30 protein-coding genes and 2 pseudogenes are annotated in these 23,846 nt (G+C 32.7%); 28 read left to right on the top strand and 4 right to left on the bottom strand.

Annotation, left to right across the window (positions count from 1 at the left end):
• Positions 1-37: 37 nt before the first annotated feature.
• The gene (hfq, locus tag HVS_RS08410; RefSeq protein ID WP_101301177.1) at positions 38-286 is read left to right on the top strand and encodes an RNA chaperone Hfq; all 249 of its coding nucleotides are present in this window, start codon (positions 38-40) and stop codon (positions 284-286) included.
• Positions 287-542: 256 nt separating this feature from the next.
• Here hfq and lexA read toward each other — a convergent pair whose 3' ends face one another.
• Positions 543-1,223, bottom strand: coding sequence for a transcriptional repressor LexA (lexA, locus tag HVS_RS08405; RefSeq protein ID WP_101301174.1), 681 nt, complete (start codon positions 1,221-1,223; stop codon positions 543-545).
• A gap of 172 nt (positions 1,224-1,395) precedes the next feature.
• Here lexA and yneA point away from each other — a divergent pair, with 172 nt between their 5' ends.
• The 12 genes from yneA (at position 1,396) to HVS_RS08345 (ending at position 9,424) form a co-directional block, all read left to right on the top strand.
• Positions 1,396-1,680, top strand: coding sequence for a cell division suppressor protein YneA (yneA, locus tag HVS_RS08400; protein ID WP_101301171.1), 285 nt, complete (start codon positions 1,396-1,398; stop codon positions 1,678-1,680).
• 104 nt (positions 1,681-1,784) lie between these two features.
• Positions 1,785-2,711, top strand: a complete 927-nt coding sequence (locus HVS_RS08395; RefSeq protein ID WP_101301169.1) for an ATP-grasp domain-containing protein — start codon at positions 1,785-1,787, stop codon at positions 2,709-2,711.
• Between the two features lie 269 nt (positions 2,712-2,980).
• Positions 2,981-3,847 (top strand): ATP-grasp domain-containing protein, encoded by an 867-nt coding sequence (locus tag HVS_RS08390; RefSeq protein ID WP_101301165.1) that lies wholly within the window; start codon positions 2,981-2,983, stop codon positions 3,845-3,847.
• A 58-nt stretch (positions 3,848-3,905) separates the two neighbouring features.
• The gene (locus tag HVS_RS08385) at positions 3,906-4,259 is read left to right on the top strand and encodes a putative DNA-binding protein (protein ID WP_101301160.1); all 354 of its coding nucleotides are present in this window, start codon (positions 3,906-3,908) and stop codon (positions 4,257-4,259) included.
• 28 nt (positions 4,260-4,287) lie between these two features.
• A complete protein-coding gene (gene ffh, locus HVS_RS08380; RefSeq protein WP_101304167.1) occupies positions 4,288-5,637 on the top strand; it encodes a signal recognition particle protein in 1,350 nt (449 codons plus the stop codon).
• Between the two features lie 38 nt (positions 5,638-5,675).
• Complete coding sequence (rpsP, locus tag HVS_RS08375; RefSeq protein ID WP_101301158.1) at positions 5,676-5,918, top strand: 30S ribosomal protein S16; 243 nt, start codon at positions 5,676-5,678, stop codon at positions 5,916-5,918.
• A 33-nt stretch (positions 5,919-5,951) separates the two neighbouring features.
• A complete protein-coding gene (locus tag HVS_RS08370) occupies positions 5,952-6,182 on the top strand; it encodes a KH domain-containing protein (protein ID WP_101301156.1) in 231 nt (76 codons plus the stop codon).
• A 166-nt stretch (positions 6,183-6,348) separates the two neighbouring features.
• Entirely contained in the window at positions 6,349-6,873 is a 525-nt protein-coding gene (rimM, locus tag HVS_RS08365; protein WP_101301153.1) for a ribosome maturation factor RimM, read from the top strand.
• Complete coding sequence (gene trmD, locus HVS_RS08360; protein ID WP_101301149.1) at positions 6,863-7,549, top strand: tRNA (guanosine(37)-N1)-methyltransferase TrmD; 687 nt, start codon at positions 6,863-6,865, stop codon at positions 7,547-7,549. The genes rimM and trmD overlap by 11 nt, the downstream gene beginning before the upstream one ends.
• Before the next feature lie 198 nt (positions 7,550-7,747).
• Positions 7,748-8,278 (top strand): O-acetyl-ADP-ribose deacetylase, encoded by a 531-nt coding sequence (locus HVS_RS08355; protein WP_202861499.1) that lies wholly within the window; start codon positions 7,748-7,750, stop codon positions 8,276-8,278.
• Between the two features lie 53 nt (positions 8,279-8,331).
• On the top strand, positions 8,332-8,931 hold the full coding sequence (locus tag HVS_RS08350; protein ID WP_101301147.1) for a tetratricopeptide repeat protein: 600 nt from the start codon (positions 8,332-8,334) through the stop codon (positions 8,929-8,931).
• Positions 8,932-9,040: 109 nt separating this feature from the next.
• A complete protein-coding gene (locus HVS_RS08345) occupies positions 9,041-9,424 on the top strand; it encodes an HAD family hydrolase (RefSeq protein ID WP_101301145.1) in 384 nt (127 codons plus the stop codon).
• A 285-nt stretch (positions 9,425-9,709) separates the two neighbouring features.
• On the opposite strand, the gene HVS_RS08340 is transcribed toward HVS_RS08345, so the two are convergent.
• The 3 genes and pseudogenes from HVS_RS08340 to HVS_RS08330 form a co-directional block, all read right to left on the bottom strand.
• A complete protein-coding gene (locus HVS_RS08340; RefSeq protein WP_101299048.1) occupies positions 9,710-10,510 on the bottom strand; it encodes an ExeA family protein in 801 nt (266 codons plus the stop codon).
• Positions 10,511-10,512: 2 nt separating this feature from the next.
• Positions 10,513-11,450 (bottom strand): annotated as a pseudogene (locus HVS_RS17830) (transposase family protein).
• 169 nt (positions 11,451-11,619) lie between these two features.
• Positions 11,620-12,213 carry a hypothetical protein gene (locus HVS_RS08330; protein ID WP_101298571.1) on the bottom strand — a complete coding sequence of 198 codons (594 nt, stop codon included), beginning with the start codon at positions 12,211-12,213 and terminating at the stop codon, positions 11,620-11,622.
• 570 nt (positions 12,214-12,783) lie between these two features.
• On the opposite strand from HVS_RS08330, the gene HVS_RS08325 reads away from it, so the two are divergent.
• The 15 genes and pseudogenes from HVS_RS08325 to HVS_RS17550 all read left to right on the top strand — a co-directional run bounded on the left by HVS_RS08325 (position 12,784) and on the right by HVS_RS17550 (position 23,846).
• Positions 12,784-12,978, top strand: a complete 195-nt coding sequence (locus HVS_RS08325; RefSeq protein ID WP_101301143.1) for a hypothetical protein — start codon at positions 12,784-12,786, stop codon at positions 12,976-12,978.
• A complete protein-coding gene (locus tag HVS_RS08320; protein WP_101301141.1) occupies positions 12,975-13,193 on the top strand; it encodes a hypothetical protein in 219 nt (72 codons plus the stop codon). Before HVS_RS08325 ends, HVS_RS08320 begins: the two co-directional genes overlap by 4 nt.
• Before the next feature lie 236 nt (positions 13,194-13,429).
• The gene (locus HVS_RS08315) at positions 13,430-13,957 is read left to right on the top strand and encodes a P-loop nucleotide/nucleoside kinase family protein (protein WP_101301139.1); all 528 of its coding nucleotides are present in this window, start codon (positions 13,430-13,432) and stop codon (positions 13,955-13,957) included.
• 23 nt (positions 13,958-13,980) lie between these two features.
• Positions 13,981-14,439, top strand: coding sequence for a GNAT family N-acetyltransferase (locus tag HVS_RS08310; protein ID WP_101301136.1), 459 nt, complete (start codon positions 13,981-13,983; stop codon positions 14,437-14,439).
• Between the two features lie 40 nt (positions 14,440-14,479).
• Positions 14,480-15,169 carry a flavodoxin family protein gene (locus HVS_RS08305; protein WP_101301134.1) on the top strand — a complete coding sequence of 230 codons (690 nt, stop codon included), beginning with the start codon at positions 14,480-14,482 and terminating at the stop codon, positions 15,167-15,169.
• A 100-nt stretch (positions 15,170-15,269) separates the two neighbouring features.
• Positions 15,270-15,473, top strand: a pseudogene (locus tag HVS_RS08300) (SMI1/KNR4 family protein); the annotation flags it as partial.
• 269 nt (positions 15,474-15,742) lie between these two features.
• Complete coding sequence (locus HVS_RS08295; RefSeq protein ID WP_101301130.1) at positions 15,743-16,327, top strand: GrpB family protein; 585 nt, start codon at positions 15,743-15,745, stop codon at positions 16,325-16,327.
• A gap of 81 nt (positions 16,328-16,408) precedes the next feature.
• Positions 16,409-16,582, top strand: a complete 174-nt coding sequence (locus HVS_RS16535) for a hypothetical protein (protein ID WP_159063430.1) — start codon at positions 16,409-16,411, stop codon at positions 16,580-16,582.
• A gap of 118 nt (positions 16,583-16,700) precedes the next feature.
• Positions 16,701-18,176 (top strand): DUF5050 domain-containing protein, encoded by a 1,476-nt coding sequence (locus HVS_RS08290; protein ID WP_159063429.1) that lies wholly within the window; start codon positions 16,701-16,703, stop codon positions 18,174-18,176.
• Between the two features lie 74 nt (positions 18,177-18,250).
• A complete protein-coding gene (locus HVS_RS08285; protein ID WP_101301126.1) occupies positions 18,251-18,892 on the top strand; it encodes a flavin reductase family protein in 642 nt (213 codons plus the stop codon).
• Between the two features lie 359 nt (positions 18,893-19,251).
• On the top strand, positions 19,252-19,950 hold the full coding sequence (locus HVS_RS08280) for an ABC transporter ATP-binding protein (protein WP_101301124.1): 699 nt from the start codon (positions 19,252-19,254) through the stop codon (positions 19,948-19,950).
• A 12-nt stretch (positions 19,951-19,962) separates the two neighbouring features.
• Entirely contained in the window at positions 19,963-22,218 is a 2,256-nt protein-coding gene (locus tag HVS_RS08275; RefSeq protein ID WP_101301121.1) for an FtsX-like permease family protein, read from the top strand.
• Positions 22,219-22,344: 126 nt separating this feature from the next.
• Positions 22,345-22,908 (top strand): hypothetical protein, encoded by a 564-nt coding sequence (locus HVS_RS08270; RefSeq protein ID WP_101301119.1) that lies wholly within the window; start codon positions 22,345-22,347, stop codon positions 22,906-22,908.
• A gap of 65 nt (positions 22,909-22,973) precedes the next feature.
• The gene (locus tag HVS_RS08265; protein ID WP_101301117.1) at positions 22,974-23,396 is read left to right on the top strand and encodes a GNAT family N-acetyltransferase; all 423 of its coding nucleotides are present in this window, start codon (positions 22,974-22,976) and stop codon (positions 23,394-23,396) included.
• A 324-nt stretch (positions 23,397-23,720) separates the two neighbouring features.
• A complete protein-coding gene (locus tag HVS_RS17550) occupies positions 23,721-23,846 on the top strand; it encodes a hypothetical protein (RefSeq protein WP_268876589.1) in 126 nt (41 codons plus the stop codon).

The following is a 23,846-nucleotide window of genomic DNA, read 5'->3' as shown; positions in this document are numbered from 1 at the left end:
GAAAGAAAATAAAGAGAGAAAAAGAGGAGGATTACTTGTGTCTAAGAGTACTATTAATTTACAAGATGTCTTTTTAAATCAGGTAAGGAAGGAACATATTCCTGTTACTGTCTATCTTACCAATGGCTTTCAATTAAAAGGGCTGGTAAAAGGGTTTGATAATTTTACCGTTGTTTTAGACAGCGACGGTAGACAGCAGCTAATTTACAAACATGCTATTTCCACAATTAGCCCAATGAAATTGGTTAGTCTTATTTTTAATGACTCCAGGGGTTCTGCCGAATAAGATTAAAAACAGCAAAGGGTAAAAGTATTAAATGCCTTGTCCTTTAAAATTGTTTTACAAATTTTAAAAAAGGTAATCTATATTTAATTTAAGTTCTTGTAGTTCCTTTAAATATGGTATACGGGCAAAAAAAGAGACTTCCGGTTTAAGTGAAGTCTCTTTTAGCCATATTCCTAAAACTTTACCCCTCAACTTTATTCCTTAACTACTTTACATCAAAACTTTATCCCTAAGTTTTTTACCTCTATACTCTAAATTACATTTTTCTAAAAACGCCTATAACTTTACCTAGAATGGTTAAATCCTCTTTTACTATAATGGGGTCTAAATATTTGTTTTCCGGCTGAAGTCTTATATGTTCTTTTTCTCGGTAAAAAGTTTTAACAGTTGCTTCGTCTCCAATGAGCGCCACCACTATATCCCCGTTTACAGCGGTGGACTGCTGCCTTACCAGTATATAGTCATTGTCTAAAATACCTGCTTCTATCATGCTGTCCCCACTTACTTTAAGCATAAATGCAGAAGAATTTTGAACAAAATCCAAAGGCAGTGGGAAAGTATCTTCTATATTTTCAACTGCAAGTATAGGCTGACCTGCAGTAACTTTTCCAACTATAGGCACTTCAACAAGTTCTTTTTTACTATAGTAATCCTTTTTATGATTATCATTTTTATTATCATCAAAATTTTTATTGGAATTTTCTAAATTTTCACCTTTACTTCCTTTTACAACCCTAAGAGCCCGTGATTTAGCAGGACCTTTTACTATATAGCCTTTCTCTTCTAATTTGGTAAGGTAACTGTGTACTGTGGATGTGGATTTAAGACCGACGGCTTTGCATATTTCCCTTACTGAAGGGGGGTAGCCTTTAGCTTCTATTTCTTTATTTAAAAAATCGAGAATTTCCTGTTGTTTTTTCGTAAGTTTATTTTTCATTTTTTCACCTCTTGAAAATATTAGTCTTTATTTATCCTAATGATATTATATCACATTATTTTTCAAAAAACAAACTAATGTTCGGCAAAAGTATTGACATAAGAACTTTTGTTCGGTATAATTCTTTATAAGAACGCATGTTTCTTAGATCATTTGTTTGGGAGTTGGTTTTATGAAAAAAAGATACGTTTTAAAAAATAAAAAGAGATTTATTTTCTTTATGGCTTTTGTCATAACTTCAATGTTTATAATAATATCAATGGTAAATATCTATGGATATAAAGAAGAGTGTTATGAAATAATTAAAATAAACAGCGGTGATACTCTGTGGGATATTGCAGAGCGCTACAATAAAAAAGGTGATATAAGGGAATACATACATAGAATAATGGAGATAAATGATTTAGAAAACAGTGAGATTAAAGCCGGAGACGAACTTGTAATAATTGTTGAATGATTATTAAAATTTATTGCCTAAAACTCTTTTAAAAAAATCATTCTTCTGATAAAATGTTTATGCAAAAATCAGTTTTTAAAAACTGATTTTTGCATAAATATGATATGTTAAGGAGAAGCATTATGACAGGATGGCTTGTTGTAAATCATTTTGTTAAGTCAAAAAAATTTATGGAAATTTTTAATATGCTTCAGGAAGCGGCAGAAAGACAACAAGTTAATTTAATTAAAAAAACAAATGTTGAATTAATGTGTGGTTTATTTGATTACGATAACATTAGCATTTTTGAAAAACCAAGCTTTATTTTGTTTTGGGATAAGGATATAAGACTTGCAAATTTTCTTGAAGAAAAGGGATTCAGGCTATTTAACACGGCATCAGCAATTGAAATATGTGATGACAAATCACTATCACATATTAAGCTTTCCCAACAAGGTATAAAAACACCTAAAACCATTGTATCACCTAAAATTTACTGGGATGTGGATTATGAAAAAGAAGAATATATTGACATGGTAATAGAAACATTAGGATTTCCCTTAATAGTAAAGGAGTGCTTTGGCTCCTTTGGGCGGCAAGTTTATTTGGTACAAAACAAAGATGAATTAATAGAGCTTCTTAAATCTTTGGGAGTAAGACCTATTCTCTTTCAAGAATTTATTGAGTCCAGTAAGGGCAGGGATGTTAGAATACACATTGTCGGCGGGAAAATGGTGACATCAATGTACCGCTATAATGATAATGATTTCAGGGCTAATATAACAAATGGAGGAAAAATGAAAGAATATACCCCCGCTGATGCCCAGATTGAACTTGCTGTTAAAGTATGTGATGCTCTTGGTTTGGATTTTGCCGGAGTAGATATATTGTTTGGCGAAAATGATGAGCCGGTTTTTTGTGAAGTGAATTCAAATGCACATTTTAAAAATATATATGATTGCACGGGGGTTAATGTGGCAGATTACATTATAAGACATATTATAGATGAAATAAACGGGTTTAACTTAGACATGAAGCTTTATGCCAACTAAAACTTAGAAAGTTTTTGTACGGAAAAGTACAGTTTTATAAGTAGAGTTTTATTAAAAGAGCAGTTTTTATAAATTAATTTTTATAAAATTAATTTGATGGAAAAGCTTAAAATTTTTTAAAAGCAATTTTAAGTAAGATTTAAAATAAATCATTTTTAAAAGTTTTTTAGTTAAGTTTTAAATTAAGCATAAAGAATGTTGCGTGAAAATTGCATAAGCTACGGTTAAGTTTTAGATTATGAGAAAAGGGGAGCTAAAGGAATAAAATAATGGAAGCATGGCTACTTTACGACAAGTCCAGGGTTGACAGAAATATACACTATATCAATATATATTTTAAAGAGTGTAGAAAAAGAAATATAAAACTTAAACTTATTTTAATTGAAGATATTGAATTTGGTATAAAGGATAATAAATGTGCACTCTTTTATAAGGAGGAAGAGTGCAGTCTTCCTCAATTTGTTATCATGAGAACCATTAATCCTCTTTTAAGCAAACAATTTGAGAATATGGGGGTACCTGTTTTTAATAACAGCTTTGTAAGTTATATATGCAATGACAAACAAAAAACTTATCAATACGTTTCTAAAGCAAATGTTAAAATTATGGACACGCTTTTTTTAAAAAAAGGCGCCTCAGTTTCCATAGAATACCCTTCAATTGTAAAGCCTTCCTTTGGCAGTGGCGGGGAAAATGTTTTTTTAGTTAAAAATGAAGAACAATTTAAAAAGGCTGTAGACCTGATTCCTGATGAAAATATAGTAATTCAAAAACCTGCCGGTGATTTGGGGAAAGATTTAAGGGTTTATGTATTAAAGGACAAAATAATAGCCTCAATTTTAAGGGTTTCTGATTCTGATTTTAGAAGCAATTACTCTTTAGGAGGCTCTGCAAAAGTTTATAGTTTAAGCCCTGAAGAAAAATCTACAGTATATAAAATAATTGAGCTTTTTGATTTTGGACTTGTAGGTATAGACTTTGTATTTGACGGAGGAAAAATGGTTTTTAACGAAATTGAAGATGTTGTAGGGGCAAGAATGCTGTATTCAACAACTGATATAAATATTGTATCTTTATATTTAGATTTTATTATAAATGAACTAAAAAATAAAAAATTTAAAAAAACTCTTGACTAATGCTTTAAATTGAAATAAAATGGGGTGTAAAGTGTTTTACTTTACAGGTGAATAAAATATGGATGATGTTTATAAAATGTCAATGCTTTTGGATTTTTACGGACAGATACTTACTGAAAGACAGTATGAGATTATGGATTTACACTTTAACAGCGACTACTCCTTAGGTGAAATAGCCCAGCACCTTAATATAAGCAGGCAGGGCGTTTATGACAATATAAAGAGGTGCAAAGCAATACTTAAAGATATGGAAGATAAGCTTGGGCTTATAAATAAATTTGCAGTACAAAAAGACAAAGAAAAAAAGATACTAAAGTATTTAGAGGATATAGATAAAAGCAATATGAAAGAAGAAGATATTTCTATTTTGAAAATGGTAGAGGAAGAAATACGGAAGATAATTGAAAGTTAAGGATATCGAAAATGAGGTGTCTTATATTATGGTTTTTGAAGGGTTATCCAGTAAGCTTCAGGAGACTATAAAGAAGTTTAGGGGAAAAGGAAGAGTTACAGAAAAAGATGTAAAACAAATGATGCGTGAAATAAAGCTTGCTCTTTTAGAGGCTGACGTTAACTTTAAAGTGGTAAAGGACTTTATTGACAAGGTTTCTGAAAGGGCTGTTGGTCAGGATGTTTTAGAAAGCCTGACTCCAGGACAGCAGGTTATAAAAATAGTAAATGAAGAAATGATTGACCTTATGGGCTCAAGCCAGAGTAAGGTAACTTTTTCTTCTAAGCCGCCAACTGTATATATGATGGTAGGGCTTCAGGGTTCTGGTAAAACAACCACCACCGGAAAGCTTGCCAATCTTTTAAGAAAACAGGGGAAAAAACCCCTACTGGTGGCATGTGACGTTTACAGACCTGCGGCTATAAAGCAGCTCCAGGTTGTTGGAGGCCAGCTTGATATTGATGTTTTTGCGATAGAAAACAGCAAAAAACCTGTTGATATAGCAAAGGCAGCTGTTGAACATGCCATTTCAAACCAGTTTGATTTAGTCATAATAGATACTGCCGGAAGGCTTCACATAGATGAAGAGCTTATGAATGAGTTAGAAAACATAAAGATGGCGGTAATGCCCCAGGAAATCCTGCTTGTTGTAGACTCTATGACAGGTCAGGATGCTGTTAATGTGGCAAAAACCTTTAATGAAAAATTAGGAATAGATGGAATCATACTTACTAAACTTGATGGCGACACAAGAGGCGGTGCTGCTCTATCTGTAAAAGCAGTTACCGGAAAGCCTATAAAGTTTATAGGTACCGGGGAAAAACTAAATGAAATAGAACCGTTTTTCCCTGACAGGATGGCATCTAGAATCCTTGGGATGGGGGATGTTTTAAGTCTCATTGAAAAAGCCCAGGAAGCGTTTGATGAGAAAAAGGCCATGGAATTAGAGAAAAAAATGCGCACACAGCAGTTTACATTGGATGATTTCCTAGAGCAAATGCAGCAGATTAGAAAAATGGGACCTTTAAATCAATTGTTAGGAATGATTCCGGGTCTTAACGCCAATGCACTTAAAAATGTAGAAATTGATGAAAAAAAGATGGTTCATATTGAAGCTATAATACAGTCAATGACCAAAGAGGAAAGATTAAACCCATCAATTATAAACGGCAGCAGGAGAAAGAGGATTGCCAGGGGCAGCGGCACTACAGTACAGCAGGTTAACAGGCTTTTAAAAGATTTTGAAAACATGAAAAAAATGTTCAAATCCATGTCTGAAATGACTAAATTTGGCAAACGTGGCAAAAAGGGATTTGGAAAATTCCGAATGCCATTTTAATAAAAAATCAGTTTATTTTAAAGTCGGGAGGTGAAAAAATGGCAGTTAAAATAAGATTAAGAAGAATGGGTGCAAAAAAAAGTCCTTTCTATAGAGTTGTTGTAGCTGATTCAAGATCTCCAAGAGACGGTAGGTTTATTGAGGAAATAGGATTTTACAATCCTATGACTGACCCGCCTGAAGTTAAAATTGATGTTGAAAAGGCGCAAAAATGGATTAAAAATGGAGCACAACCTACAGATAAAGTAAAAGCCCTTTTAAAAAAGGTTGAGGAAGCTTAAAATAATGGGTAAAATAATACGGGAGGCAGGAATATGAAAGAACTTCTCGAAACACTTGCTAAAGCATTAGTAGATAACCCAGATGAAGTATCTGTTAATGAAGTAGAGGGTGAAAAATCCGTTATACTTGAGTTAAAAGTAGCAAAAGATGATATGGGTAAAGTAATAGGCAAACAGGGCAGAATAGCAAAAGCGATAAGGACTGTTATGAAAGCTGCCGCTGTAAAAGAAGACAAAAGAGTGTCTGTAGAAATACTACAGTAAAATATTGCTTTAGCAAAATTATATGGGGATTTTATTCCTTGTAATTTTAAATATTTTGATACTTATATGATGTTTATATAAAAGATGTGGACAAATTTTTGTCCACATCTTTTATATAACAGGACAGGCTGTATAATGAAAAATACTTTTTGGTGGTGTTTCTATTATGATAAAATTCTTGCAAATAGGAAAAATTGTAAATACCCATGGTATAAGAGGGGAACTTAAAATTATACCCTTAACTGACGATCCAAAAAGATTTGATAAATTAAAACAGGCGTATATTTCTCCTGATATATCAGGGAATATGGAAAAATACAATGTGGAAAAAGTAAGGTATCATAAGAATTTTGTGTATATAAAATTTAAAGAAATAACCAATATAAATGATGCAGAAAAGTTTAAAAATTCATATGTGATAATTGATAGAAAAGATGCTGTAGACCTTCCTGAAGATTCCTTTTTTATATGTGATTTAATAGGAATGGATGTGTATGAGGAATCAGGGGAGGTTGTTGGAAAATTAAAAGATGTCCTCAAGACAGGCAGCAATGATGTTTATATTGTAAAGAGGAAAAAAGGAAAAGATATACTGATACCTGCATTAAAGTCGGTTGTTAAAGATGTTTCAATTGAAAATAAAAAGATGGTGGTAAGTTTACCTGAAGGGCTGGTGGACGATGAGATTTGATGTTTTAACTCTTTTTCCGGATATATTTCATGCAGTGATGAAAGAAAGCATAATAGGAAGGGCACAGGAAAAAAACATAATTGAAATAAATGCAATAAATATAAGGGATTTTTCTAAGGACAAACATAAGAAGGTGGACGATTACCCATATGGCGGCGGGGGAGGTATGGTAATGACGCCCCAGCCCATTTATGATGCATATTTATCAATTGTAAAAGATCTTCCCCATAAGCCTAAGGTAATTTATTTGAGCCCTCAGGGGAAGGTTCTGAATCAGAAAAAAGTAGTGGAATTGTCAAAGGAAAAACACTTAATTCTTCTTTGCGGGCATTACGAAGGTGTTGATGAGAGGATTATTGAAGAAATTGTTGATGAGGAAATTTCAATAGGGGACTATGTACTAACCGGCGGAGAAATTCCTGCAATGGTACTAATAGATTCTGTAAGCAGGCTGGTTCCTGATGTACTTCCAAGTGAAGATGCATATAAAAATGAATCCCACTACAATGGGCTTCTTGAATACCCCCAATATACAAGGCCTTATGAATTTATGGGCAGGAAAGTACCTGATATTTTGCTCTCAGGACATCATGCCAAAATAGAGGAGTGGAGAAAAGAACAGTCGTTAAAAAGAACTTTAGAAAAAAGACCTGACCTTTTGAAAAAAAGAGATTAATCAAAAAAATGAGTCTAAATAAAGAATGAAAAAATAAATCTAATTAAAAAATAAGCATTAAAAGCAGGAAAAAAGATTTTTATTTAGAAGAATATATAATATAGACAATTATTTTGTGGCAGGAAGATTTTAATGGAGATTTTAATATAGAGATTGAAGATTATAACATAAGGGTTTTAAATAGAAAGGGGAAATATTGTGGTTTTTGATAATGTTGAAGATAGAATTAAAGTTATTAAAGGTGACATAACAAAAATAGAAACCGATGCAATAGTTAACGCCGCAAATAACAGTTTGCTTGGTGGCGGTGGTGTAGATGGTGCAATACATAGGGCAGGCGGAAAAGAAATATTGGAAGAGTGTATAAAGATAAGAGAAAAACAAGGGGGATGCAGGACAGGAGAAGCAGTTATAACAACGGCAGGTAAATTAAAAGCAAAATATGTTATACACACAGTGGGACCTGTTTGGAAAGGCGGGGAAAATAACGAAAAGGAACTTCTTAGAAAGTGCTATTACAACAGTTTAAAATTAGCTGTTGAAAATAATGTAAAAAGAATTGCTTTTCCAAACATCAGTACAGGTGTGTACAGGTTTCCAAAGGATTTAGCAGCTGAAATTGCCATTAATGAGGTTGTAAATTTCCTGCAAAAAGATACAAGTATAACAGAGGTTATATTTGTCTGCTTTGATGATGAAAATTACAAAATATATTTAGACTATATTTAAGGTGGTTGCAGTAAAGTCCTTGTAATAATAAATAATAAAAAGGTGGCGTAATTATGGATTTAGTAGAAGCAATAGTCAGCAATCCTCAATGCAAAATCTTTGAAGTTTTAAGCAGCGGTGATGAAGGATTTTATTCATGGAAGGTGGAGCCATTAAAAGAAGAGATATTGCCGGAAAGAGAAGGATTTTACATCATAAAGGCCAAAAATATTATTACAAAGGATAAAGTTGTTGATTGCTACATTGATATTTCAATGACTGAAAGGATTAGCGACTGTACATATTTTGTTGAAAAGGATAATATATTTTGCAAATGCACTCATGAATGGGAAGGGGATGTTATTTCTGCAGTCCCCATTGCATGTTTTGGAAACTATGAATTGTTTTACTCTAAAATCAACCCTAAAATTGGCATAGATATTTTGAAAGAGGGATTTTCAAAATCAAATAATGTTTTTATTGCTGAAGATTTAGCATATATCCTCCGGGATGAAGGACTAAATGAGGAAGCCATAAAATATTTTGAATTTTCAGTAAATAACGGACCTTCTTCCGAGTATATTTATTCTGAGCTGGCACAACTATATAAATTAGAAAATAACATTGAAAAGTATAAATATTATAATTCTTTATTTAATGAGAAGTCTAAGTAGAGCTGTATTAATTTAAATTTAAAATTTAAAAAGCTAAATTTTAATTCAGTGCTTTTAAAAAGAGAAGGACGTGTAGTCTTCTTTTATGTAAAGAATGTGGGGGTTTTAAATGAAAATTTCCTTTGATTTGGATGATACGTTAATATTGACAGATAAAGACGCAGTATATGAAAAGCCTGTTAAACATTTCAAGGCTTTTTTCTTTAAAGAAAAGCTTCGGGAAGGAATAAGAGAATTATGTAAAGAATTGAAATATTTGGGGTATAAAATTTGTGTTTACACAACTTCCGAAAGAAGTATCAGATATATTAAAAGCCTTTTTGATGTTTACGGTATAAAGCTACATAGTGTAATAAACCTTCAGGTTCACATGAAAGTTGTCCAGGGAAACAGAAAAGAAATTATGCCGTCAAAGGTTCCTTCAAGGTTTGGGATAGATTTACATATTGTAAATTTTCAAATTAAATTAGATAATATTTTCAAATTATTTTAGGTCAATTTTACCACAAATTAGTGAATATTTTCAAATTAAAATAGGAACGCGATAATCAAATTTTCAAATGCCAGTAGGATTCAAAATAAAATTTGGAAAAATAAGTATTGCATAACACTTTCAAATTTGTATAATAAAAATGAGCAGATTAACTGCTCTTAAAATTTTAATCAAAATATTGATAATAGAAAACTTTTAAGTATAAATTCAATAAGTTTACAACATTTATTACTTAAACGGTTTATAACCGTTGTACTAAGGCTGCCGGTTAAAGATAAAAGTATTTTAGATATCAAAGTCTTTTTGTCCTTGGTATACGATTTCTTCATCTACATGCTTTTGCTTTATTGAACAAGCATACATAAGGCTTGAGGTTGCAAGACTGTTAACAAGGCGGGGTACGCCTTTTGATGCAGAATAAATAGCTTCAATTGCAGCCTGGGTAAATATATTTTCATGTAAACCGGCAGACTTTAGCCTTGTAAAAATATAGTCTGAAAGTTCCTCAGGCTTTAACCCCTGCATTACGTATTTTACGGCTATACGCTGCTTTAAAGGTGCATTTACCGCTAACTGTAATTTGTTCCTGATTTGCGATTGCCCCGACAATATTAATATAAAAGGATTTTCAGAGTCCATTTTAAAGTTAAATAAAAGCCTTAATTCTTCAAGTATGCTGTTTGACAGCATCTGTACCTCGTCAAGGATAATAACCGGAGTAATTTTTTGATTATAGTACAAAGACATTATTGCTTGTTGTATCTGATGAAACATTGTAACCTTCTTATGTGAAGGCACTTCTCCTAAAGATATTAAAAGACCCCGGTAAAAATCCATAACGGTAACTGTTGAGAGAGAAAAATAGCAGGGTTTGTAAAGTCCCGGATTTAACCCGGCTGAAAATTTTCTTAAGGCGGTGGATTTTCCCATTCCCGGTTCACCGACTAAAAGAAACATTCCCCGGATGTTTTGAATATATTTAAATCTTGAATTTAATTCCTTAATATCTTCACTTTCATAAACATCAGAAATATCAATTTCTTTTCCAAAAGGATTGTATTTTAGTCCAAAAAACTGTCTGAACATAATTATTTCTCTCCTTCCATAATTGTTTTAAATGAAATTGTTTGTTTTGATTTAGGCATGTCAGCATGTGTTACAGATACTTCGTTATTTTGTAAATCCACTATTAACTCAGAATTTTTAGGTCTGCCCCTTCGTTTCATATGGGCATTGTCATGAAAATTAACCTGCAAGGCTTCACCGATTTTCTTGCCTTCATGGTATATGAATACCGGCTCTTCCAAACTCTTAATTTTATTCATATTAAGTTGGGATAAAAATCTTTTTCTAACTGTTAAAAAGAACCTTTCTATTTTTCCCCGGCTATGTGCAACAAAGGGTTTCGAATGTATAAGAGCGCATCCTACGTCCGCGCACATAAATTCAAACTGCTGTGAACGGTAAATCTTCCCATTGTCCGTATAGAGCAGGGAAGGTATGCCTCTTCCTGTATGTAAGGTCCATACATTAAATCCCCATACCACAACTCATTTATATATTGATGTGCAAATCTTTTAATTTCTTTTTTCTCTTCAGTTTCATAAATGCTTTCATGATTTGAAAATTTTAAAAACCTGTATAGTGTGGTAAGTGATATTTGCCCTTCTTTTAATATGCCTTTTTTTATTAGTTTATCATAGATGATTGTAGTAGGCGCTTTAGGATATTTTCTTTTCGTCTCAAGGATTTTTTCAGCAAGTTCTGTATCTATTTTTCTACAATTACCCCTGTCTTTCCGGTATCCGGGTTTTAATGCATCCAATCCTCCACGCATGTAATCACAGTACCAGGACTCTATTGTTTTAGGTGAATATTTTCTTATGCCATAGTGTGGCATTTCTACGGGTTTTGATGAAATTTGAGCATAATAGTCCTTACGATTATTCACTTGTCCATTTAGGATCGGACTTATCAGTGAAAATCTTTTTAACGCAATGGCATTTCTTACCTCTTCACTTAACATATTTCTGACCTCCTGTTGCATTTTTAGGAAGCCATGACCGGTCAGGCTGTTCTTTACCACGGATGTTACCATAGTTATTTGCTCAAGTAAAGGAAAATATGGTGTTGCGGTTGATTTCATTAAAAATTTTTCATAAGACGCTTTTTAAAATCCTATTTTAATGTTATAATCATGCTGCAAGAAATGTTTTAGCGGTAGCTTGATAGTATTTTTGAGAGAATAGTTGAATGTTGGGGAATTCTCTTACTACTATTGCTAAAACGTTTCTTGCTTTTTCTGTGTTTCCAAGAGTTTCATCCGGTAATTTCACTTTGTGTATTATTTGTCTTAATCCATTTTGTATTGTATTGAGATTTTTAATGAATTTTTTTCTGTAATAGTATAGAATTTGCCTTGAAAACTGTACGTTGTTTTTTAGATTTAGTTGTTTTATAACTGAATTAATACTACCTTTACGATAAAATAAATTATATATGTATTCAAAAATATGATTTATTGCATTAATAAATCCGGGTAAACAAAAGTTAGGAATATATGATATGGTGCATCCACATAGAGGACATATATAGCGTCTGATTACTATTTTCCCTTTATATTCTTTTGAGTAATAATATCTTTCATAGAAGCCATGTTTGCGGAAACTAACTAATTTATTGCATTTTGGATTGTGACATCTTTTAGTTGGTGGCGGTGGAAAAGGATAATTTCTCCCAAGTTTAATATATTCATGAATTCCTTCATGAACATTGAAGATATATTGCATTTTTACATCACCCTCCGCAATATATTATAAAAAATAATCCTACTGTAAAGTGAAAATATTTTTTCAAATTGCGGTAGGGTTAAAAATTTTTTTCACCTATTTTAATGTGATAAAATAAGGGTAGATTTACCTAAATTAAAATGAAAATCTACATATAATGAATTTAGATGGAACAGGAAAAGAATTAATCTATAATGATTATGCTGATGGTTATTCTATTAATTGGATTATAAAATAAATATTTTAAATGGATTTTCATTCATGGACAATGTGAGTTAAAAATAAATTTTAAGGGGGAAGTGAGAATATTAATATACTGCTAAAAGTAAAGAATAAAATAAATTTATTTATTGGATTACTGATTGGATTATTAATGATTGTTTCCTCAAAATATATAATTTCTATAGATCCAATGGCATTTGAGCCTAAAAGATTTTATATATACCTATTTACAATAATACCGGGTTTAGTAATAATTATTTTAAGTTATTTCCATTTAATAGAAAACTAAGTAAAATCATTGTGCCTATATGTATAGTAGTTTATATTTTGGGATTAATTAGAGGCTATATGGGATTAAGTTGGGAAACATCAGGACCATTTACCGATATCAAATACTATAAGCAAATATTAGAAGAAAACAATTATCCTCATTCACCATATATTAAACATTTCCCTGCTGAAATTCCTGAAAGTGCTTCTAACATTAAAATAGAGTACTTTAGAGGTTTTTTGCAAGGGAAAAATTTTTACGACTGTCTATGACCCTTAGCGATTCGGATTTTGAGAGCACTTTAGAAAAATTTGGAGTGGACAAAGAAGAATTATTTACAGAAATAAAATATGTTACCACAAGTGAAATGGCAGCCTTAAAAGCACAAAGTGAGATTCTAAAACATAAGTATTATATGAGTTTTATAACGGAAGACTATTATATTTATCCGGATGACTTCATTTTTTTTGGCTGGAGTTGCTTTTAGTCTGCCAAGAAAACAAGTTGTATATTGGTATTAATATTTAGTGAAGATTTATAAAGGAGAGATGAATATATGAAATTTAAGTATCATCCTGAACCGTTAAAAACAGGTACTTTTATAAATTTTCACTTGCAAAAACAATTATTTTAAGTTATTTTAATATACAAGTAAAAAAAATTACAGCAATGCTGAGAATTTAATGAGTACATAGATAATATTTAAAAAAGTGGGGTATTTAATTGGATTTTGAAGAAAAAATAGTTTATGTTATTTCAGGTTCCTGTGGCGTAGGAAAGTCCACCATATCCAGAAAAATTGCAGAAAAATACAGTTTGAGTGTTCACTTAAACGTTGATTACATTTATGAAATGTATGTTGGCGGGTATGTTAGTCCATGGAAAGATGATGGGAGCCGATTAAAATTATTATTGAAAAATATAAAAGACATGATTAAAAATTATATAGACAGTAACTATACCGTAGTAATTGATTATGTTCTTTTCCCGGAAGATTTAAATAATATCGTTTATAAAGACATAAAACTCAAATATGTTGTTTTAACCGCAAGTGAGGAAACAGTTATCCGGAGGGATTTGTCAAGACCTGCCGATGAAATTATGGGAAACAGGGCAGTTGAGCTGCTTAATGAATTTAAAGAAAAAGATATTGATAAGAGGTTTATATTGGATACAACGAATTTGTCAGTGGATGATGCTGTTGATATTATTTTAAAAGACAGTAGATTTTTGTTGCAAAAAAGGAAATGACTTGAATAACCGGGGGTCTTTTTATGATTATTGAAAATGCACTTATATCGGATTTAGAGGAGATTTTAGCATTACAGAAGTTAGCTTATTTAAGTGAGGCAGAAATTTGCAATGACTTTTCAATTCCTCCCTTGCTTCAAACCATTGAAGATATTAAAAGTGAATATGCTTATAAAACATTTTTAAAAGCTGTTGATTCAGGGAAAATAATTGGGTCGGTCAGGGCTAATTTGCAGGACGGTACTTGTTATATTGGAAAACTCATTGTTCATCCTGATTTTCAAAACAGGGGAATTGGAACTGCATTAATGAACAGCATAGAAAATTGCTTTAAAGGCTGTAAGAGGTATGATCTGTTTACAGGGAAAAAGAGTGTAAAGAACATATATTTATATAATAAGCTTGGATACAGGATTTTTAAAGAAGAAAAAATATCAGAAAAATTAACATTAGTAAGCTTGGAAAAAATTGTTGCAAATTAGTGTAGCTCATTTCAATTTATTATTGTTAAGGAGAAGTTTAATGAATATTGTTGTGATTAACGGCACAGAAATAAAAGGCTGCACATACCAAATTAAGGAAACATTTTTATCTGTGCTGAGGGATGGAAATGAAATAGTCGAGTATTATTTTCCGAAGGATATGCCACATTTTTGCACCGGGTGCAAGACATGTTTTTTCAAAGATGAAAAACTATGCCCCCATGCAGAATATACAATGCCTGTTTGGAATGCAATGCTTAAGGCCGACCTGCTTGTTTTTGCCGCTCCGGTATATGCTTTGCGCACCCCGGGTCAAATGAAAGCGTTGCTTGATCACTTTTGCTGCCACTGGATGGTTCATCGTCCCGATAAAGCAATGTTTACAAAGCGTGCCGTTATTCTTACAAACAGCATCGGTGCTTCAAACAGGGAAGCGCAGAAGGATATTGCAACCAGTCTTCAATGGTTGGGAATTTCCGATGTAAGGTGTCTTGGATTTGGGCTGATGGAGGGCGTAAATTGGAAAGAATTATCCGATAAGCGGAAAAATAAAATTAAGCGAAAGGTTACTAATCTTGCCAAAAAATACGTTCTGTTCAAACACGGACACATGGGACTTAAGGTAAGAGTTCTGTTTAATATATGTAGAATGATTCACAAGGTACTCTTGAAGAAAGAAGAAACTCCTTCTGCCGATAATCAGCATTGGATTAATAACGGATGGATATAATAAAAAAAGCGAAGGAATAGGGGTCAATAAGAATTACCGTAAGTAGACTTGGTAGAAAGAAGGCTTAGAAAATTTTTAAAATTATAAAGAAGGTGATACTATGAAGCTATATAGGCCGGTAGGATTAAAAGAGTTAAAGAAGATAATAGAATTGGGATTTAGAGGTTTTCCGCCACGGTTACCACAGCAACCGATTTTTTATCCTGTATTAAATCAGGGGTATGCAGAGGAAATAGCATCTCAATGGAATACCAACGACCATTTTTCAGGTTTTGTAGGTTATGTTTTGGAATTGGAACCTAGTCTCAAAAAAGAGCTGATTTATTGATTCCGTAGGGTACTAAATCATATTTAGTCTTCAAGTGGAGTTAAATCTCCACCCGAAGTCCTCCAATTGATTTTTGAAGAGCATGTAGAAAACACTTAAATAGTGTATTTGCCTTACGGGAGGTAAAATATGGAAGTATACATATTAGAGAATAAAAAGGACTTTTTAGATTTATCACTAATAACCGGTGAGCAGGAAGATTTGAAGAAAGAATTCTGAAAGAAGAATAAAGGTGGACAAGTAAAATGAAAAAACTTTCTGAAATGAGCAATGAGGAGCTATGGAGGTTATTTCCTATAATAATTACTGAATACAATAAAGATTGGCCCAGGCTTTATAGCGAGGAAAAATTACATATTGAAAAAGCAATTGGGGCTGAAAAGATATTCAGAATAAACCATTTTGGTAGTACGTCAATTTCCGGAATGCTTGCAAAGCCTACTATTGATATCTTGCTTGAAGTATTTGAATATGTTGAGAATGACTACATAATAAGAAAGATGGAGGAGATTGGATATATCTATAGTCCCCAGGTTGATAACCCTCCTCCCCATATAATGTTTCTAAAGGGATATACTCCGGAAGGATTTAAAGGACAGGCTTATCATGTCCATGTCAGATATCCCGGAGATTGGGATGAATTATATTTTAGAGATTATTTGATCAGTAATCCTGATTTGGCAAAAAGGTACGGTGAGCTCAAGCTAGAGCTAAAAAAGATATACGAATTTAATCGTGATGGATATACAAAAGCAAAATCTGAATTTATAAAAGAAGTAACACAGATGGCGAAAAACAAATTAAAAGGAAAGTATGTACCTGTATTTTAATTTATGAAAGCAGTGATGGTACGTAAAATTCAGAGAAATGAGAATTTGTAGGGTTTGCCATAGAAAGGATGGGATAGATGTATGGACATTTTAAACATTCTCAATGATAAAGCAATAAAAGCAATTGAAAAGAGAAAACATATTATCAAAGCTTTTAATGAAAGTTTCAAGACATTTGCTATGTGGTTTATTGTGGCATGGGGAATTTGGTTAGTACCAATTTTATTGGAGCAATTATATTATTTAAACACTTAGTATGTTGCAAAAAAAATGTTATTATGCTAAAATTATGATTGTTAATTTTGAATTATAAGTAATTAAAACTATATTTATGTAAAGGAGCGATTGAATGAGAAAAGGTATTGTTTATGTATTGGTTTTAATTCTACTTTTCAGTACAAATTTAAAAGCTTTTTCGTTAGAGGATGAAGACATTTATGAAGGCATTTATATTGATAACAAATTAAAAGATAAAATAATTGTATTTATTGGAAGTGACAAATGTTATGTTGATGGATTTTTTGACAGAATAGATATTTCAAATTCGTCAGTTACACCAATTGTTATTGATGGAAGAACGTTGTTGCCGGTAAGATTCTTTGTTGAGAATTTTGGTGGAAATATAAAATGGGACGGAAGCAACAAAAGAATAGATATAAGTATTAATAACAGCGAATTAACAATGTATATAGGCAATAATAAAGTTATTTTAAACAACACTGAAAGAGAAATAGATGTTCCTCCGCAATTAATTAATAACAGAACTTACTTGCCTTTGAGGTTCTTCGTTGAAGAACTCTTAAAAAAAGACATACTTTATTATAATGGATTAGTATCGGTTTCAGATAAAAATTGCAATTTATCTGAAGTTGAAGATAAAGAGTTGATGGACAGATTAATACGTGATTTAAACCAAAAGTTAGGAAATACGGCCGGAAACATAAGACAATGGGGAATAGTAGCTGAGGACAATGACGGAACCATATTTTATGTAGAGCGAAATAGGCTTAAGAGGCAAGATAAGTTATATAGAATGGATGTAAATGGAGGTAATAAAAAGTTATTATTAACAAGCGAAATTATATATGACTTGAATTTAGTTGGTGATTGGATTTACTTCTTAAAAGACTTTGGAGACAAAAAAATCCATCATTCATATGCTATCTATAAAATAAAAAAAGATGGCACTAACCTTACAAAAGTAACAAATAAAGTAAATGAAGAAGCTAGATATATGTTGGTAGTAGACGATTGGATATATTTTGATGATTGGAATAATGATAACTATACCCGCACATTAAAGAGAATTGATTTAGATGGCAGCAATGAAACGATGATAAACAATGAACAATCACTATGGGCTTTTTGTGTGGAAGGCAATAATTTGTATTTTGCAAGTACATATAATCAAAAACCTTATATTTGGACAGATTTAAACGGCAGCAAGGAAAGAAATCCGTTATTGCCAAAGCTTTTTGCTATTGATACGCCTCTTACACATAACGGAGTGGTTTATTATGCATACGAGTCACCAAGGTTTGTCTATAATATTATAGGTTATGATCTAAGAACTATGACTAAAAAAGTTATTCTTGAAGGTTTAGATGAAGTACCTGAATTTAACATATATGAAGATAGAATATATTATTCACAAAAGTTAAAGCTGTACAGCGTGAAATTAGACGGAACCGATAACAAGTTTATTAGAGAGTTTACAATTGATAATTCGGCCATAGATGGTGGTATCGGAAATATTTTTGTTACCAAAAACAAGGTGGCAGTTGAAGTTTTGCAATGGTGGACAAGAGATTCTCAAGCAGATATTCGGCTTGTATTTATGAATAAATAAGCCTTGAGGACATATAGTTATTGTCACTGACTGCGATTAAAAGTATAACCGTTTTGTTAAAAGAGGGATAACTTATGAAACTGGAATTAGGTATTGAAAAACCAAAGGCTCTTACACAGAAATGGGAGGGTCAGTATGATATATTTTCTTGGATGGAATATGTAAGTGCTATTCCTCAGCCGTTATTTTTAGTAACAACATATAAAGATAACGATAAACCTAATGCTTGCTTTCATGCTTGGTCAACGTTTACAGGTGAAGGTGAAAATTACTATTGCATTTTATCAATGTTAAGTCATCAGCATACTTACAAAAACATAAAAGAGCGCAAAGACTTTTGTGTGAACTTTCCAGATGTAACAAACCTTGAAAAGTGTTACTCAACTATAAAGAATAATGATTACTCTGATGACGAAATAAAAAAATCCGGTTTTACACTAGAGGCTGCAAAAGTAGTAAGTGCACCGAGAATTAAAGAGTGCTTTTTAAATTTAGAATGCAGCCTTGAATGGGAAAAATCACTTTTTGAAGGAAGTAAATGGATTATACTCTGCGGGAAAGTAAAGCATTTTGCCATCGATGAGGATAAAGTTAAAAACGGTATTAAAGGTAGATACGGCAGTTTTGGTTATATGTACAATATTCATTCTCCAATGAATCCAATGGATGGGTCTGAAGAAGAGAGTAAGGTTGGAATTATAGAGATATTGAAATAGAAATTTCCAATAATTTCAAGTAAAGTTCCGTTTCCAAAAGCAATAAACAGGTTTGCAAAATCTACTTTTGGGAGGACGGGGTTTTATATTATTCGGACAATGCAAATTATGGAATTAAAAGGATTGACTCGACTTACTTTATATGATAAAATATATTTACCTTTGAGGGAGTAGTCAGCGCGAAAGCGTTGCAAGCCAACATACTGGTTTGTGAAAATCACGAACCTGGTTTTGCATTAAATGACGAGACTCGAGTATAGCGTGGCTGTACCCGGGTTTCGTAAATATAGGAAGTTAACGGATACAGCGACGTATCCGTTTTTTTTTATGCTTTTTAACATGACAAAGGGGGATAGTGAATGAGAATTAAAGTAAATGATGTTCACAAATTTTACGGCGAAGGAGATTCTAAAGTTGAAGTGTTAAGGGGGGTAAACTGCGAGATTAAGGACGGAGAAATATGTGTATTGCTTGGACCGTCAGGTTCAGGAAAATCCACGCTTCTAAACATCATTGGAGGAATTGAAACGGCAGATTCCGGATGTGTAGATATAGGGGAAAGCTGCACAAAATACATGAATGAAAAGGAACTTACCCAATACAGGAGAAACCATTTAGGGTTTGTATTCCAGTTTTATAATCTGGTTCCCAACCTTACCCTGAAGGAAAATATTGAGGTATGTGCATACCTTAGCAAGAATCCTTTGGAAATAGATGAATTATTGAAAACCCTTGGTCTATATGAACATAAGGATAAACTGCCTTCTCAATTGTCCGGCGGACAGCAGCAGCGTTGTGCCATTGGAAGAGCCCTGGTTAAGAACCCGTCCGTTCTTTTGTGTGATGAACCAACGGGAGCTCTTGACTACCAGACATCAAAAGAAATTTTAAGCCTTATAGAGGAAATAAATAAAAAATACAGCAATACAATTATCATTGTGACCCATAATGATGCAATTAAAAATATAGCCAACCATGTACTAAGAATGCGGGATGGTGTCATTGTCTCAGACTATGTAAATGAAAATCCCATACCTGCCGGCCTGTTAGAGTGGTAGGAGGTGACCGGCATGAGAAATCCGTTAAGCAAACGTTATTTACGCGAACTCAAAAAAAATGTGGGAAGATATATATGTACGTTTTTGCTTTTGGTCACTACCATCATTTTAGAATCCGGATTTTTGTGTGTGATGGAGAGTGCTAAGTATTCATTGGATGAATACCTGATTGAAAATAAGGTAGAAGACGGATATTTTGAAGCAGCGTTTCCGTTAGAAGATAAAATAAAAAGCAAGCTGGAGGAAGAAGACATTGTCCTTTGCGATAATTTTTACAGCACGGCGGAGGAATTCAACGGAGGGACAAAGGTATATATTTTTAATGAAAGAAGTGAAATGAATATCCCGGCTCTTTTTGAAGGTTCACTTCCGGCCGATAAAAATGAGATTGCAGTGGACCGGTTATTTGCCGAAAACCATAATATTAAGGTGGGGGATTCTCTTGAACTGAACAAAATTATATTTACCGTTTCAGGGACAATTTCTTTGCCTGATTATAGTTCCCTGTTTTTGAGTAACCAGGACCTGGTTATGAATACCACCGGGTTTGGTGTGTGTGTGGTATCAAATGAAGGCTTTGCAGGGTTTGAGGAAAGTACCGTTACATACCGCTACAGTTACCGCCACAATGATCGGAATCTCTCTGATAAAGAGAAGGTGGAAGCCGCCAACAGAATCCGTAAGATTCTTGTGGGTAACGGTGTGAATGTCCAGGATTTCTTAATTGCAAAAGATAATCAAAGTATCAGTTTCCTTCCTAATGATATGGGAAAAGACGGACCTATAATGGAAGTATTAATCTATATTCTGGTGGTAATTATTGCCTTTGTATTTGCAGTACTTTCTGCACATACCATTGAGGAAGAAGCTTCAATCATCGGCACCCTTCGTTCGATGGGATATAAAAAAGCCGAACTGGTTCTTCACTACATAGCTCTGCCTATCATTGTTACATTTCTTGCATTGGTAGCGGGAAATGCTTTGGGGTATACGGTGATGATTGAACCGTTTAAGCGGATTTACTATAAATCATACTGCCTGCCGCCTTTGACCGTCAAATTTAATCAGGTAGCATTTATAAAAACCACAATAATTCCTATAGTTATTATGATTGTGATAAATCTTTTGCTCCTTGTAAATAAAATGTCCCTGTCACCTCATCGTTTTCTTAGAAAGGATCTTAAGAAGAGAAAGCAAAAAAAGGCAGCAAAGCTTCCGAACTTCAAATTTATAAACCGCTTTAGGATTCGTGTGATTCTTCAAAATAAAGGAAGCTATCTGGTACTGTTTTTTGGCATCTTTTTATCCAGCTTTTTATTGATGTTTGGAATAGGCTTAAAGCCCCTCATGGATTATTATGTGGATACCATTGACGACACCATTCCGTATGAGTATCAGTATATATTAAAAGTTCCTGTAGAAGCGAAAGGGGGAGAAAAGGTATTAATTTATTCCTTAGAGACGGAGTACTACCTGACTAAGGATAATGTGAAAGTAACTTTTTACGGTGTACAAGAAGACAGTGATATTTTTAATGACTTTAAGATACCTAGAGAAGAAAACCACATTATAGTATCCGATTCCTTTGCAAAAAAGCTAAAGGTTAATGTAGGTGATGAGATTATTTTTGAGGATACCGTTTATGAGAAAAAATATTCTTTGGTGGTGGATGAAATTTGCCCGTATACCAATAATCTTGGAGTTTATATGAGCATAAATAATTTGTGCAGGCTTCTTGAAAAGGATACAGGTACCTTTAACAGTTATGTGTCACAGAAAAAACTTGATATTGACGATGCTTATATTGCCAAATTCATGAACAGAAGTGATTTCCTTGGGGTGGCAAAACAGGTGATGATTTCCTTTGGAAATGTTATTGCTATTATAAATGTGTTTTCTGTATTTGCCTATTTAGTATTGATGTACCTATTGACTAAAATTGTAATTGATAAGAATTCCCTTTATATTTCCTTTATGAAGGTATTCGGGTACGAAAAAAAAGAAATAAGGAAACTATATTTGGATACTTCCGCAATTGTGGTTTTGATATCATTGTTGGTTTGTCTGCCTCTGGAGGCAAATTTATTTAAAATGATTCTGGTATATATATCCTCATTAATTGAGGGGTATATGGATTTTTACCTGCCGGTGTCGGTTTATGTGAAAATTGTTTTAGTCGGGGTTATAGCTTACTTTGGGATTAATGCATTGCATCTTGGTAAAGTTAGGAGAATACCAATGAATGAGGCTTTAAAAAACAGGGAATAAGATACAAAGAATTTTTTGGAGTAAAAAATATGTGCGAGTTATCTTTTTTAGTATATAATTAAAAAAGACATAAATAGTAAATTTTAAGGTGAAATAAACAGAATGGGCTTAGGGGGAAGAATATATATGAGTAAGTATTATAAATTTGGTGTCTTTGATAATGAGATGATAGAAACAGAATATTACTATCAGAATAATTGGACTCTTGAGCAATATCCAAATTTTGAAAGAATTGTTGTTGCTCCTAAAAACAATCAGATTATGTTGATCAAAGATATAGTAAAGGATTTTGAGCCTCCATATTATATTTTATATGTATTAATAGTATCTAGGTGCGAAAATGAACTTGGAAGATATCAGTGTCCATATCCATTAAATAATGCTGAGGTCAATGATTTTTTAGATAAATTTAAAGACTATTTTGAAAAAGATGGGCGACATCATATTTGGATTGGTTCAATAAAAACCAAGCAATTAGCTGTTTACGATAATCATAATCTTATTTACATCTATGGAGATGTAAGTAAGAACCAAAAGAAATTAAATGATTTAGGTTTTATAGAAGGAGCTGTTAAGATACCTGCACCACACTCACACAGATATAATGTAGAAAATGATAATTACGAAATTGAAATTATGAATTATTGGGAATGGGTTAAATTTCCTTTATGTGAGCAAGACACCCCATAAACTTACTGGTAAGTAATTTAAATTATGTTAGTAAATGAGGCAGAAAAGCAGGAGGAGAAAGGTAAATGATTATAAGAAAAATGACAATTGATGACTATGACAGTGTATATAATTTGTGGATGAATACTCCGGGAATAGGACTTAATGATTTGGACGACTCAAGAGAGGGGATTGAAAGATATTTAAAACGAAATCCAAAAACATGTTTTGTAGCCGAAAAAGATAATAAGATTATCGGTACAATTTTATGCGGGAATGACGGAAGGCGGGGATTTATTTATCATGCTGCGGTATCCCCGGAAGAACGCAATAACGGAGTTGGAAGTGCTTTAGTTGAAGCGGCTTTGAATGCACTGAAAAAAGAAGGGATTAACAAAGTGGCACTGGTTGTTTTTTCAGATAACCAAATTGGGAATTCCTTTTGGGAAAAAAGAGGTTTTACCGCTAGGGAAGATTTGGTGTACAGAAATAAGATTATAAATGAGTAGTTTATCAAAGAGAGGATTTGTGTTGTGAAAAATATGCAATATTTGATTTCTTTGATTTTAGGTACCCGGGTTTTGGATTTTTATTTTAAATTGGATGGTTTTTTGGCAGGGGTATATTAAACGTAAGCCTGCTCCTTCCTGGATTCCGTTTTTATCAGGATGCCTTATTTGTGCGGCTTTTTTGATTTTCCCGTCTAATCCGTATCGCAGGTTGTGGTGGGTAGCTTTTATATTTGATTGGGGTTCCCTGCCTGGAATAGGTTTTTCTGCATGGCAAATTTTAAAAAGAAATAACGGAAATTGATAAAATAACTCAATGAAAAAATGACAATTTTAAAATTTCCTATAAATGAGAAGGTTGTTGATGCAATTATTAATAATGCTTTTAAGGGTATGGACGGAAGTGAAATGGATACCCTTATATACAACGGCCGTTCTTATGTACCGTAA

The organism is Acetivibrio saccincola (assembly GCF_002844395.1).
GTDB classification, from domain to species: Bacteria; Bacillota; Clostridia; order Acetivibrionales; family Acetivibrionaceae; genus Herbivorax; species Herbivorax saccincola.
The sequence above is the reverse complement of the archived record's forward strand: the minus strand, read 5'-3'. Positions and strand labels throughout refer to the sequence as shown.